Source organism: Aquabacterium sp. G14 (assembly GCF_037482285.1).
Taxonomy (GTDB): Bacteria; Pseudomonadota; Gammaproteobacteria; order Burkholderiales; family Burkholderiaceae_C; genus Aquabacterium.
Genome location: NZ_JBBEYB010000001.1, coordinates 30,733 through 43,527 on the forward strand (window position 1 = coordinate 30,733; position 12,795 = coordinate 43,527).

Annotated in this window: 14 protein-coding genes; 10 read left to right on the forward strand and 4 right to left on the reverse strand. The window is 64.4% G+C overall.

The window, feature by feature from the left end:
* Nucleotides 1-329: 329 nt before the first annotated feature.
* Entirely contained in the window at nt 330-1,835 is a 1,506-nt protein-coding gene (gene dnaA, locus WIT60_RS00175) for a chromosomal replication initiator protein DnaA (RefSeq protein ID WP_339581938.1), read from the reverse strand.
* A 369-nt stretch (nt 1,836-2,204) separates the two neighbouring features.
* Between dnaA and rpmH the strand changes: the two genes are divergently transcribed.
* The 4 genes from rpmH to yidC all read left to right on the forward strand — a co-directional run bounded on the left by rpmH (nt 2,205) and on the right by yidC (nt 4,961).
* On the forward strand, nt 2,205-2,339 hold the full coding sequence (rpmH, locus tag WIT60_RS00180; RefSeq protein WP_339581939.1) for a 50S ribosomal protein L34: 135 nt from the start codon (nt 2,205-2,207) through the stop codon (nt 2,337-2,339).
* Between the two features lie 107 nt (nt 2,340-2,446).
* Nucleotides 2,447-2,962, forward strand: a complete 516-nt coding sequence (locus tag WIT60_RS00185; protein ID WP_339581940.1) for a ribonuclease P protein component — start codon at nt 2,447-2,449, stop codon at nt 2,960-2,962.
* A 68-nt stretch (nt 2,963-3,030) separates the two neighbouring features.
* Entirely contained in the window at nt 3,031-3,285 is a 255-nt protein-coding gene (gene yidD, locus WIT60_RS00190; protein ID WP_339582336.1) for a membrane protein insertion efficiency factor YidD, read from the forward strand.
* Nucleotides 3,282-4,961 carry a membrane protein insertase YidC gene (gene yidC, locus WIT60_RS00195; RefSeq protein ID WP_339581941.1) on the forward strand — a complete coding sequence of 560 codons (1,680 nt, stop codon included), beginning with the start codon at nt 3,282-3,284 and terminating at the stop codon, nt 4,959-4,961. Before yidD ends, yidC begins: the two co-directional genes overlap by 4 nt.
* Nucleotides 4,962-5,088: 127 nt before the next feature.
* Here yidC and WIT60_RS00200 read toward each other — a convergent pair whose 3' ends face one another.
* The gene (locus WIT60_RS00200) at nt 5,089-6,069 is read right to left on the reverse strand and encodes a sterol desaturase family protein (RefSeq protein WP_339581942.1); all 981 of its coding nucleotides are present in this window, start codon (nt 6,067-6,069) and stop codon (nt 5,089-5,091) included.
* Nucleotides 6,070-6,228: 159 nt separating this feature from the next.
* Between WIT60_RS00200 and mnmE the strand changes: the two genes are divergently transcribed.
* The 6 genes from mnmE (at nt 6,229) to WIT60_RS00230 (ending at nt 11,385) form a co-directional block, all read left to right on the forward strand.
* Nucleotides 6,229-7,659, forward strand: coding sequence for a tRNA uridine-5-carboxymethylaminomethyl(34) synthesis GTPase MnmE (mnmE, locus tag WIT60_RS00205; RefSeq protein WP_339581943.1), 1,431 nt, complete (start codon nt 6,229-6,231; stop codon nt 7,657-7,659).
* Between the two features lie 158 nt (nt 7,660-7,817).
* A complete protein-coding gene (locus tag WIT60_RS00210; protein ID WP_339581944.1) occupies nt 7,818-8,285 on the forward strand; it encodes a cyclic nucleotide-binding domain-containing protein in 468 nt (155 codons plus the stop codon).
* Between the two features lie 103 nt (nt 8,286-8,388).
* Nucleotides 8,389-9,387, forward strand: coding sequence for a KpsF/GutQ family sugar-phosphate isomerase (locus WIT60_RS00215; protein WP_339581945.1), 999 nt, complete (start codon nt 8,389-8,391; stop codon nt 9,385-9,387).
* A complete protein-coding gene (locus WIT60_RS00220) occupies nt 9,387-9,974 on the forward strand; it encodes a KdsC family phosphatase (RefSeq protein WP_339581946.1) in 588 nt (195 codons plus the stop codon). The genes WIT60_RS00215 and WIT60_RS00220 overlap by 1 nt, the downstream gene beginning before the upstream one ends.
* Nucleotides 9,971-10,576 carry an LPS export ABC transporter periplasmic protein LptC gene (gene lptC / locus WIT60_RS00225; protein ID WP_339581947.1) on the forward strand — a complete coding sequence of 202 codons (606 nt, stop codon included), beginning with the start codon at nt 9,971-9,973 and terminating at the stop codon, nt 10,574-10,576. Before WIT60_RS00220 ends, lptC begins: the two co-directional genes overlap by 4 nt.
* Nucleotides 10,573-11,385 carry an SDR family oxidoreductase gene (locus WIT60_RS00230; protein ID WP_339581948.1) on the forward strand — a complete coding sequence of 271 codons (813 nt, stop codon included), beginning with the start codon at nt 10,573-10,575 and terminating at the stop codon, nt 11,383-11,385. The genes lptC and WIT60_RS00230 overlap by 4 nt, the downstream gene beginning before the upstream one ends.
* A 62-nt stretch (nt 11,386-11,447) precedes the next feature.
* Here WIT60_RS00230 and WIT60_RS00235 read toward each other — a convergent pair whose 3' ends face one another.
* Together WIT60_RS00235 and rbp are read right to left on the reverse strand one after the other, a co-directional pair.
* Nucleotides 11,448-11,969 carry a hypothetical protein gene (locus tag WIT60_RS00235; RefSeq protein ID WP_339581949.1) on the reverse strand — a complete coding sequence of 174 codons (522 nt, stop codon included), beginning with the start codon at nt 11,967-11,969 and terminating at the stop codon, nt 11,448-11,450.
* A 162-nt stretch (nt 11,970-12,131) separates the two neighbouring features.
* Nucleotides 12,132-12,587: an RNA-binding regulator gene (rbp, locus tag WIT60_RS00240; RefSeq protein ID WP_339581950.1), complete on the reverse strand. Its 456-nt coding sequence runs from the start codon at nt 12,585-12,587 to the stop codon at nt 12,132-12,134.
* Between the last annotated feature and the right edge of the window lie 208 nt (nt 12,588-12,795).

Sequence of the window (12,795 nt, forward strand, 5' to 3'; positions counted from 1 at the left end):
AAGTCCATTTTTTTGATGGCATCCCGTGCGTCACTGTCTTCACAATCATCTTTATCTTTCAAATTGGTCGTAGTAGTAGAGGGTGCGTTTTGCTGTGCACAAGTCTGATTTCAGCCTCTCAAATCAAGCACTTGCCTTCAGGACAAGGATGTGGAGCTGCATGCGGTTCGCGCAGGGGACAAACGACAACAACTTTGAAAAAACACGCTGGCCTGTGGACAAGTCCCCACTTGTTCTGATCTTGTCCACAACTTTGTTGGCTTGACAGGGCGAAAAAAAGGAGGCCGAAGCCTCCTGGTGCGTTGCCTGATCCGCGTCAATGCGGCGAATCAGCCCTTGAGCGTTTGCTCCAGCACGTGCAACTGCTGGTTGAGCTCGGTGTCCTTGCCCCGTTCACCGGCAATCTTGCGCACAGCGTGCAGCACGGTGGTGTGGTCGCGCCCACCAAACAGCTCCCCAATTTCGGGCAGGCTCTTTTGTGTCAGCTCCTTGGCCAGGTACATGGCGATCTGGCGCGGCTTGGCGATCGAGGCCGGGCGCTTCTTCGAATACATGTCCGCGACCTTGATCTTGTAGAAGTCGGCCACGGTTTTCTGGATGTTTTCCACCGAGATCTGGCGGTTTTGGATCGACAGCAAGTCCTTGAGGGCCTCGCGCGCCAGGTTGATCGTGATCTCCTTGTGGCTGAATTTGGCAAAGGCCAGCACCTTGCGCAGCGCGCCTTCGAGCTCACGCACGTTGGCACGCACGTTCTTGGCGACGAAGAAGGCCACGTCTTCGGGCATGTCGATGCCTTCCTGGGCAGCCTTCTTGATCAGGATGGCCACGCGCATTTCCAGTTCGGGCGGCTCGATCGCCACCGTCAGGCCGGCGTCGAAGCGCGAGGTCAGGCGTTCATCGATGTTGGCCAACCCCTTGGGATAGGTGTCGGACGTCATGATGATGTGGGCCTTCTTGGCCAGCAGCGCCTCGAAGGCGTTGAAGAACTCTTCCTGCGTGCGGTCCTTGCCGGCGAAGAACTGCACATCGTCGATCAGCAGCAGATCGAGGTTGTGGTACTTGGCCTTGAGCTCGTCAAAGGTCTTGCGCTGGTAGTTCTTGACCACGTCCGAGATGAACTGCTCGGCGTGCAGGTAAAGAATGCGCGCGTCCGGCTTGTCGGCCAGCAGGGCGTTGCCCACGGCGTTCATCAAGTGAGTTTTACCCAGACCGACCCCACCGTAAATGAACAGCGGGTTGTACATCTGACCAGGGGCGCCGGCCACATGCAGGGCGGCGGTGCGGGCCATCTGGTTGGCACGGCCGGGCACGAGGTTGTCGAAGGTCAGCGCCGGGTTCAAGCCCATGACCTGAGGTTGTGCGCGACCACCACGACTCGGTTCAGACGCCTGTGGATAGGCGGCGCCCGCCGGACCCTGGTTGGCAGCTTGGGCCTGGGCCATCTGCGGAGGCATGGCCGGACTGGCTTGCGCATTGGGGGGCAGGGCGCGACCCGGCATCACCATGCCGGGACGCAAGCCACCGACGGGGGCGGCCATGCGGGGCGCCAGGGCCAGGTCCAGGCGGATTTCGCCTGACTGCAGTTCGCCCAGGATGGCTTCAAGGCGTGCGCTGTACTGGGTGCGGATCCAGTCCAGCATGAAACGGTTGGCCACACGCACCGACACCAGGGTCACGCCTTCGCTCTGGCTCACTTCGGCCGGCGGCAGCGGGCGGATCCAGGTGTTGAACTGCTGTTCAGGCAGTTCGGTGGCCAGGCGCTCACAGGTCCGTTGCCACAGGGTGGCGGGGTCGTCGGGGCTCTGGCCGGCGGTGGTCAATTCGGCGGCACTCATGTGTGGACAAGTCTTTCTTCGGGGAGCGAATTCTAAGCGCATGAGCACAGGTCATTGACAGGTTATCCACAGTTTTTTCCCGGGGTGGGTGATTTGGGACAAGGTCGGTGTCTGACTGCGATTTCGGGGGGTGGGAAGCTCAGCCCAGGCCCAGATCCGCAAAGGCATTGACCCTGTGCCAAAAACCTGTTGTAATCGCGGGTTCGTCCGGTCAGCTGAATGCTTTGGCGTGCCAATACCATCCATGGTGGCGTGTCTGAGTGTGCAGAGGGTCCGGGTGCCACCTGGGCGGCAATTGCATCGCATCAGGGATCACAAGACACAGACAGGGCCGCCCCATTGAGGTGCGGCCTCATGAAGGACCATCTCATGAAGCGTACTTACCAACCCTCCAAGACCCGCCGCGCCCGCACCCACGGTTTCCTGGTGCGCATGAAGACCAAGGGTGGCCGCAAGGTCATCGCTGCTCGCCGCGCCAAGGGCCGCAAGCGTCTGGGTCTGTAATTTCCCGTCCCGGTCTGGTCGGTGCCGTGAGGGCGTTCGACCAGTACAGGTGTGAACGAGGCCGGGCGCTGCCCGGCTTTGTTTCGACTTGACTTTCCTGACACACCGTGCGGCCACCCAGCCTGAAAGCTGCTGATTTTCAGAGGGCTTTGGGTTCGCGCCCGGTTTCGCGCACGACGCACTTCGTCTTGCATGCGCTGCCGTTGGTGCGTGCTGCGGATGCTGCTTTGGCAGGGTCCGAGCCTGAGGCCCTCGCTTCGCCAGCCCCGTTGTCCACAGACGAGGGGTTGTCGGCCGCCTTGTGTGTGGATGAGTGTGCACTCACTTTGCCCAGTTGTGGCCCGAGCGGCTGGCGACTGGGCTTGGTGCTGCCCAAAAAACAGGCGCGTCGTTCGGTGACGCGTTCCCTGATCCGTCACCAGGTCCGTGAGGCCCTGCGTCGACATGGCCCTGACATCTGGGCCGCCGGTCGCCATGGCCCCGAGGTCGATGGCTGGGTCGTGCGTCTCAAAGCCCCGTTTGACCGTCAGTTCTTTCCCAGCGCCGCCTCCCGTGCGTTGAACGTGGCTGTGCGCGACGAACTTGACCAACTCTGGTCACGTCTGGCCCGGAGTACGGCATGATGCACACGCTCCTCCATGTGTTCCGCCAAGGGCTGGCTGCGCTGTGCGCCGGTCTCAATGCGGTGCTGATGGGGGTCGTGAAAGCGTATCGGCTCTTGCTCAGCCCTTGGCTGGGCTCGGCCTGTCGTTTCACGCCCACCTGTTCCCAATATGCTTTGCAGGCGCTGGAGCGTCATGGTCCGGCCGCAGGGTCGTACCTGACGGCACGGCGTCTGCTGCGTTGTCATCCGGGTTGTCCGGGTGGCCATGACCCGGTGCCCGATCAGGCACCGCGTCTCTTGTCCCGTTTTTGCAACCCTTCGTCGGATTCCAATCGCCCATGAATGATCTGCGTCGCACCCTGCTGTGGTCGGTGTTTGCCGTCTCACTGCTGATGTTGTGGGATGGCTGGCTGGTTCACACTGGTCAACCTTCCTTGTTTGCGCCCGCACCGGTGGTGGCTTCGGCACCCGCTGCGTCGGGGCCGGCTTCGTCTGCCAACTTGCCCACTCCCAGTGCCGCGCTGGGCGCGCCCGCCGCAGCCGTGGCTGCCGATGGTGGCGCCAGTGCCCCGGTGGTGCCGAAAAGTGAGTTGATCACGGTCACCACCGATGTGGTCAAGGCGACGTTCGACACCTTGGGCGGCAGCCTGGTGCGCGTGGAGTTGCTGCAGCACCGTGCGCAAGATGATTTCAAGCAGAACATGGTCTTGTTCAACAAGACCGCCGGTCACACCTATGTGGCCGAGACCGGCTTGATTGCGACCACCGGATTGCCCAACCACAAAACCCCCTTCACCGTCTTGAGCACCGAGCGTGTGCTCGCCGATGGCGCGGACAAGTTGGTTGTCAAGATGGCTTCGGCACCGGTGAACGGTGTGCAGCTGATCAAGACTTTCACCTTCCCGCGTGGCAATTACGCCATCGATGTGAAGCAGGAAGTGGTCAACAGTTCTGCCGCCGCCGTCAGCCCACAGTTGTATGTGCAACTGGTGCGCGATGGTTCGGCCCCGACGGCCGAAGGTCCCACCATGATCGGTGCGCCTCAGGCCTACCTGGGTGGTGCGTTCTACACGGGCGAAGCCAAGTTCCAGAAGGTGGAGTTTGCCCAGATCGAGAAGAACGAGGCCGAGTTCCAGAAGAATGCCGACAACGGTTGGGTGGCCGTCGTCCAGCACTACTTCACCGCCGCCTGGTTGAACAACACCAAGACCGCGCGCGAGTTCTACGCCCGCAAGCTGGACAGCAACCTGTATGCCCTGGGCATGCTGTTCCCGGTGGGCGAAGTGGCCCCGGGTCAGACCAAGGCCATCGAGACGCAGCTGCTGGTCGGCCCGCAGGAAGAGGTCAAGCTGGCCAAGTTGGCCGAAGGCCTGGAGCTGGTCAAGGACTATGGCTGGACCCACATCATGGCCAAGCCTTTGTTCTGGCTGTTGAACTGGCTGCACAGCCTGATCGGCAACTGGGGCTGGGCGATCGTGGCCCTGGTGGTGCTGTTGAAGGCGGCGTTCTACTGGCTGAACGCCAGTGCCTACCGTTCGATGGCCAAGATGAAGGCCCTGAACCCGCGCATCCAGCAGCTGCGTGAGAACCTCAAGGACAAGCCGCAGGAAATGCAGCAGCAGATGCTGAAGATCTACCGCGAGGAAAAGGTCAACCCGATCGGCGGCTGTCTGCCCATCCTGATCCAGATCCCGGTGTTCATTGCGCTGTACTGGGTGCTGCTGTCCTCGGTCGAGATGCGCAACGCGCCCTGGATCGGGTGGATCACCGACCTGTCGATCAAGGATCCTTACTTCGTGCTGCCTGCGCTGATGACCCTGTCGACCTTGCTGCAGACCTGGCTGAACCCGACGCCGCCGGACCCCCTGCAGGCCAAGATGATGTGGATCATGCCGCTGCTGTTCAGTGTGATGTTCTTCTTCTTCCCGGCCGGTCTGGTGTTGTACTGGCTGACGAACAACATCCTGTCGATCGCCCAGCAGTGGATGATCAACCGCCAGTTGGGTGTGACCAAGTAAGTCGCAGCCCACGCTGACAAGAAAAACCGCCTGTGCGCATCGCGCCAGGCGGTTTTTGTTTGGATGCTGCTGCGTCAGGCGCCGACCGGGCCGGTCGGGATGCAGCGGTGGCAGATGGCGGCCTGGTTCAGCGGTCGGCTGGCAGCGGCAGCGTGTCGAGGAACTCGGGTCCGTCGGCCAGGCGCGTCATGGGGCCGGCATCAGTGTCGTGTGGCTGCGAGCCGGCCTGGGCCTGGCGGGCCTTCATGCGCGACCAGGTCAGCGGCACCAGCAGCTGGCCCAGGTAGTGGTGTATCGGGTAGGCGTGTTCGTTGAACAGGCCCATCTGGGTGGGGCGGGTGCGGTGCTTCGGGTAGACAAAGGTGCCGAACAGGTGGTCCCACAGCATGACGACGCTGTAGTTCTGCGCCTCGTGCAGCTGGTTGGAGTGGTGCCAGCGGTGGATCTCGTTGGTGCCGATCAGGTAGTTGAGCCAGCCGAAGCGGAAACGCACGTTCATGTGCGTGATGGTGGCCAGCACGCTGCCAATCATGCCGCTCATGATGAAGGCCTCGGGGCTGACCCCGGTCTGGAAGGTGACGAAGACCGGGATGAGGCGGCGCCAGATCAGGTCAAGCGGGTGGGCGCGGCTGGCATTGAGCACGCTCAGACGGTGGGCGCAGTGGTGCACGCTGTGCAGGCGCCACAGGGCGTCGATCTCATGGCCCATGCGGTGGGTGACGTAGAACATGAAGTCGAAGGTCAGCCAGGCGATCAGCACCTGGGCCCACAGCGGCAGGTGATGTGCCGCCCAGCTCTCGGGCAGCACGCCGAAGTGGAACAGCAGGCCGGTGCCGGTGGCTGCGACCAGCACATGGATGAAGAAGTCGGTGAAGCCGGTGATGGCCACCAGCGCGACGTTGTGCAGGCTGTCGGTGAGCACCTCACCTTTCTCGAAGCGGTTGGCTTGCTCGGGCCACACATATTGCAGCGCGGTGCACAGGGCGTAATACGGAAACAGAAAGGTCAGCGCGATCTGGGTCGGATCGAACTGGGTGTTCAGCACGGTGTAGATGCCCAGGCCGAGGGCCCCGAACAGGAACCCCCAACTGGCGACGAGTGGCAACATGATGCGTTCCTCCGCTTGTGGTGGGAGGCAGGGTAGGGGGGCACGATGGGGCAGCCATCGGGGTTTGTGCCCAAGGCCCCGTGCTTGGGGGGACGCGTCCGCTCGGGGGACAATGGCGCTTTGGCTGGGCGCAGGTGCGCCAGGGAGTGGGGAAGCGAGATGGCCTTCAATGAACGCAATGTGCCGATCGTGGCGGTGGCCACGGCTTCGGGCCGCGGCGCGGTGGGCATCGTTCGGGTGTCGGGCAAGGGTTTGATGCCTTTGGCGCAAGCCATCTGTGGGCGCGAACTGGTGCCGCGCGTGGCCACCTACGGGCCGTTCCGTGATGCCCGGGGCGAGGCGCTCGACCATGGTCTGGCGCTTTACTTTCCCGCACCCCACAGCTACACCGGCGAGGATGTGCTGGAGTTTCAGGGGCATGGTGGCCCGGTGGTGATGCAGTTGCTGTTGGCGCGCTGCCTGGAGGCGGCCGCGGAAGCCGATGCGATGAGCGGCCGGGCGCGCCTGCCCGGCTTGCGTCTGGCCGAACCGGGCGAGTTCACGCAGCGCGCTTTTCTCAACGACAAGATCGACCTGGCCCAGGCCGAGGCCATTGCCGACCTGATCGACGCCAGCACCGAAGCGGCGGCCCGTTCAGCCAGCCGTTCGCTGGGCGGTGCCTTCAGCCAGGAGATCGAGGCCCTGCGCGAGCGGCTGATCAATCTGCGCATGCTGGTCGAGGCCACGCTGGACTTTCCCGAAGAGGAAATCGACTTCTTGGAAAAGGCCGATGCACGCGGCAAGCTCAACCGCGTGGCCGACACCCTGGACGCGGTGTTGCGCCAGGCTCGCCAGGGCGCCTTGCTGCGTGAAGGCCTGCAGGTGGTGCTCGCCGGTCAGCCCAATGCGGGCAAGAGTTCCCTGCTCAATGCCTTGGCCGGGGCCGAGCTGGCCATCGTCACCCCGATTGCCGGCACCACGCGCGACAAGGTCAGCGAGACCATCCAGATCGAGGGCGTGCCCCTGCATGTGATCGACACTGCTGGCCTGCGCGCGGCGCACGAGGCCTCTGACGAGGTGGAGCGCATCGGCATGGCACGCAGCTGGGAGGCGATCGCACAGGCCGACGCGGTGCTCTTCCTGCACGACCTCACCCGCGTGAGCGACACCGTCTATGCCCAGGCCGATGCCGACATCGCCGAGCGTCTGCCTGAGGGCGTGCCTGTGGTGCATGTGTTCAACAAGGCCGATGCGGGCGTCTTGCCGCCCGCGGTCGAGGCCGCGGTGCAACCGCACGGACCGGTCTTGAGTCTGTCGGCCAAGACCGGCGATGGTTTGCAGACCCTGCGCCAGACCTTGCTCGACATCGCCGGCTGGCAAGCGGCACCGGAAGGCGTGTTCATCGCGCGCCAGCGCCATGTGCAGGCGCTGCGCACCGCCCGGGAACACCTGGAAGCAGCCCAGGCCCATGCGGCCTTGAACGATGGGGCCTTGGACCTGCTCGCCGAGGAACTGCGTCTGACCCACAACGCCTTGGGCACCATCACGGGCGCGTTCTCGGCAGACGACCTCCTGGGTGAGATCTTCACCCGCTTTTGCATCGGCAAATGAGGGCTTGCAGCGCAGCTTCAGGGTATGACCTGACCCTTTCGCATGTCAAAAACGGAAGCTTTGTGCAAATAGCGCACACCATTTGTGTCCGATCGATTAAATTCCAAGTTCGGCATGAAGCGGTATTGCCGCAGATAAAAATATAGACAGAGGCCACGATGGATTCCACCGAACTGATTCAGGCGATTCAAACGCTCAATACGGAAGATGCCTTTCGTCCGCGTCTGGACCCTCAGCAGTGGCGGACCTTTTGTCAGTATCTGACGCGTCATGAACTGCGCTCCGGCGATTTGCTGATCAAGCAGGGCGACCAGGACCGCACGGTGTATTTCCTGGGCCAGGGTTCCTTGCAGGTGTTTGTCACGGGCGCAGCGCCGGGGGCTTCTCGGATTGCCATCCTGCGTCCGGGGGCCATCTGTGGCGAGCCGGGCCTGTTTGGCGAGGGCACGCGCAGCGCCAACATCGAGGCCATGACCCCGTGCGTGGTCTACGCCCTGCGCCTGCCGCGTTTCGAGGAAATGGCCGCCCGTGTGCCCGTGATCGCCATCGAGGTGTTGCGTGCTGCCGGCAGCATCATGGCCTTGCGCATGCGCGCCAACCTGCACAAGCAAATTCCTTCGGCCTGATGCGCCAGCGGTGAAAGACGGCCTGGGGGCGGCGGCCGGGGCTGCTTGTCCCTAGAATCTCGGGGTGCGGCCTGGGCCGCGGTTTGCAACTTTCCCGATTGCCATGTCTGCCACCTCCCTCTCTCAAGACGCCATCGTGGCGCTGGCCCGCCAGGCCCTCGACATCGAAGCGCGCGCGATCCACGGCCTGTCCGAACGGCTGTTGGCAGACGCCGGTCAAGCCTTTGCCCGTGCGGTGCAGGCGATGCTGGCCTGCCAGGGCCGCGTCGTCGTGATGGGCATGGGCAAGAGCGGCCATGTGGGTCGCAAGATCACGGCCACGCTCGCATCCACCGGCACGCCAGCGATGTTCGTGCACCCCGCCGAGGCCCACCATGGTGACCTGGGCATGGTCCAGCCTGGCGATGTGGTGCTGGCCATTTCCAACTCTGGCGAAAGCGAAGAACTCACAGGCTTGTTGCCCGTGCTCAAGCGCCAGGGCGTGACCCTGCTGGCGATGACGGGCAAGCCCACGTCTTCGCTGGCCCGCCATGCCGACATCGTGCTCGACAGCGCGGTGGCGCAGGAAGCCTGCCCGCTCAATCTCGCCCCGACAGCCAGCACCACCGCGCAGATGGCGTTGGGCGATGCATTGGCGGTCGTGCTGCTTGATGCCCGTGGCTTCAAGGCCGAAGACTTTGCCCGCTCGCACCCGGGTGGCGCCTTGGGCCGCAAGCTGCTGACCCATCTGACCGATGTGATGCGCAGTGGCGATGCCGTCCCCCGCGTGGCGCCCGAAGCACCGTTCGGTGATGTCATGCGCGAGATGAGCGCCAAAGGCTTGGGTGCGACCGCCGTGGTGGCTGCCAACGGCACGGTGCTCGGGGTGTTCACCGACGGGGACCTGCGTCGCAAGATCGAAGCGGGCGTGGAGTTGCGCAGCGCCAGCGCCCGCGAGCTGATGACCCCGTCACCGCTGACCATCCGTCAGGACGTGCTGGCCGCCGAGGCCGTGGCCCTGATGGAGGCCCGCCGGATCAACACCTTGCTGGTGGTCGATGCCGCCGGGGTGTTGGTGGGTGCTGTCAGCACCAATGACCTGATGCGTGCGAAGGTGATCTGATGCAAGCCCTGGCGCCCACCCTGAGTTTTCCGGCCTGTTTGCGACTGCAGGCCCGTGCCATTCGCGCGGCCATTTTCGATGTCGACGGCGTGCTGACCGACGGCACGCTCTACATTTCGGAGGCGGGCGAGACCCTCAAGGCCTTTCACGCCCTGGATGGTCACGGCCTCAAGTTGCTCGCGCAAGGCGGCATCACCCCGATCGTCATCACGGGACGGGATTCTCCTGCGGTGCGACGACGTCTGAAGGACCTGGGCATCGTGCATGCGGTGTTCGGTGCGCATGACAAGCTGGCGGCGGCCGAGCCGCTGTTGGCGCAGTTGGGGCTGAGCTGGAGCGAGATGGCGGTCATGGGCGACGATTGGCCCGACCTGCCGCTGCTGGTTCGTGCAGGCCTCGCGGTGGCCCCGGCCAACGCACACGCCGAGGTCAAGGCCATCGCCCACCACGTCAGTGCCCTGCGAGGTGGCCAGGGGGCGGCCCGTGAATGCTGTGACCTGCTGTTGTGGGCCACCGGTCGCTATGCCGAGTTGCTGCACGGCCATCTGGAAACCCTGGACACCACGGCACCGGGAGCCCGCTCGTGAATGCGCGCTGGTGGCTGGTGCTGGAGCGGGCACAAGCCAGCTTGCCTCTGCTTGCGGCGGCAGGGCTGGCAGGTTTCACCTGGTGGCTGGTCCAGTCTTCGCCACAAGAGGATGGGCCACCCCGCGCGGCACGGGTGTCTTCCGCGCCCGACTACGAGCTGCACCAGGCCCGTGTGGCCCGCTTCGACGCCACGGGCCGCCTGGAGGCGGTGGTGGATGGGAAGGTGATGCGCCATTTTCCCGAGCCTGATCGCCTGTTGATCGACCAGGTGCTGCTGCTCGGTCGCGACGAGCAAGGCCAGGGTCTGCGGGCCACAGCCCGCCAGGGGGAGGCTGACCAGAGCGCCGAAGTGGTGACCTTGCGTGGCGGCGCACAGGTGGTGGCCACGCCCGCTGTGGGCAAGCCTGGGGGGCCGGTGCGCTTTCTGGGTGAGACCTTGAGCGTGGACACACGCGAGCGTGTCGTCAGTTCCCGCCAGCCCGTGACCCTGAGCCAGGATGGCAATGTGGTGCGCGGCCAATCCATGCGCCACGATGAGCGCACCGGCGTGACCGTGCTGGGTGGTCGGGTGACTGGCCAGTATCAGGTGCCAGGGCGGTGAGCGCGTCCACGCCGGGCCGGGGGGAGGGCGCACCGCTGGTGTTCATCACCGGTGCCTCCAGCGGCATTGGCCAGGCCCTTGCGCTGCGCTATGCGCAGGCCGGCTGGCGCCTTGCCTTGGTGGCGCGCCGTGGGGCCTTGATGCGGACCTGGGCCATGGCGCAAGGCTGGCCGGCCAGCCAGTGGGCGGTGTACGAGGCCGATGTGCGCCACGAGGCCGAGATCGCCGCAGCCGCCCAGGCCTGCCTGACGGCCCAGGGCTTGCCGGAGGTGGTCGTGGCCAATGCCGGTATCAGCGTGGGGGTCGACCTGGGTCTGGCCGAAGACCTGGCTGTGTTGCGCGACCTGCTCGACACCAATGTGATCGGTCTGGCGGCCACGTTCCAGCCTTTCATCGAGGGCATGCGTGCCCGTCGGCGTGGCACCTTGGTCGGCATGGCCAGCGTGGCCTCGGTGCGGGGCTTGCCGGGGCACGCGGGCTACTGCGCAGCCAAAGGGGCGGTGGTCCAGTTGTGCGAGACCTTGCGCGGTGAGTTGCGCCCCTTCGGTGTGTGCGTGGTGACCTTGGCGCCAGGCTACATCGACACGCCGCTGACGCGCGAGAACGATTACCCCATGCCCTTCCTGATGCCGCCTGCAGCCTTTGCCGATCGGGCGTTCCATGCCATTTCGGCTGGGGCGCGCTGGCGGGTCATCCCCTGGCAGATGGGGGTGGTGGCCACGATTTTGCGCTGGCTGCCACGCAGCTGGTTCGACGTCCTGGTGGGGGCGCAGCGGCACCGCAAAAAGCGGCGTCGCGACCCGACCTGACGCGGTGCACCGGGCCCCTGACCGCAGGGGCGTGATGCGCGCCCCTGCGCAGTGATCACCGATCAGCGGTGACCGTTGCCGTGCCCATGACCACGGTCCTTGTCGTGGCCTTTGCCAGGGTGACCGCGGTCGTCGCGTCGATCATCACGGTGGTCGTGGCGGTGATCATGGCGGTCATCCCTGCGATCGTCCCGGCGGTCCATGCGGTGGTGGTCGTCGTGGCGGGGGCTGGGGGCGTAGGCGTTTGGATGCGGGCGGCCATCCTTGACGAAGTACACCGGCTGGTTACAGGCGTTGTACTGACCGCAGTAGCGGGCCCATTGCTTGTAGTGCCCTGGGGGCACGCGCATGTAGATGGGGCGCTGGCGCACGCTGTAGGGGCCTTGGTGGATGATGACCGGCTGCGGGTAGATCAGCACCGGCCGTTGGTCCCCGATGTCCACACGGCCGTAGAAACCTGGCTGGTTGACACTGATGCTCACGCCGACATCGGCAGCTTGAGCTGGCGCAGCCATCACGAAGGTGGATGCCAGCGCGGTGGCCGCTGCGAGGCGGGACATCAGAGAGCGAGAAGTGTGTGACATGAAGTGTTCCTTCCAAAAGACCGCCACCAGGGCGGTGTCATCGTCATAACGCACGGCCCATGAAAAAAGGCGACACCCTGAGGTATCGCCTTTTTGCAGGATGTATCAGTTTGTGCGTGTGGCCTGAGTGACCGGGCTCACACGCCGTGCTGATCACACCGATCAGTAGCCGCCGCCGTAGCCGCCGCCGTTGCCACGGCCACCGCCGTAGCCGCCGCCACCCGAGCGGCCGCCGCCGTAGCCACCGCCGCCGCCTTCACGGCCACCGCCGTAGCCGCCGCCACCCGAGCGGCCACCACCGTAGCCACCGCCGCCTTCACGGCCACCGCCGCTGCCACCGTAGGGGCTGCGGAAGCCAGCAGGACGCTCTTCACGAGGACGGGCTTCGTTCACGACGATGGCACGACCGGCCACGGGCTGACCGTTCAGGCCGTTGATGGCGGCTTGGGCTTCGGCATCCGAACCCATTTCAACGAAACCAAAACCCTTGGAGCGGCCGGTTTCACGGTCCATCATGACCTTGGCCGAGGAAACGGCACCGAATTCGGCAAATGCGTCTTGCAGATCTTGATCGCGCACGGAATAGGCCAGATTGCCCACGTAAAGTTTGTTGCCCACGAGAGAGCCCCTTTCAAAGTAACCATGTGGAGCTTCAACCCATCCGGACCCATTCCAACGACGGTGCCGCTACCAGACACAGACAAAACCATTATGGGTGAATCAGCCATACAGTTCTAGGGTTTTCAACCCTCTTTTGTCAGCGCGTGTCAACTGTCGATCGAAATTGTTGCGCCTGCCCCTCAGTGTCTTCCTAGGGTGACCCCCT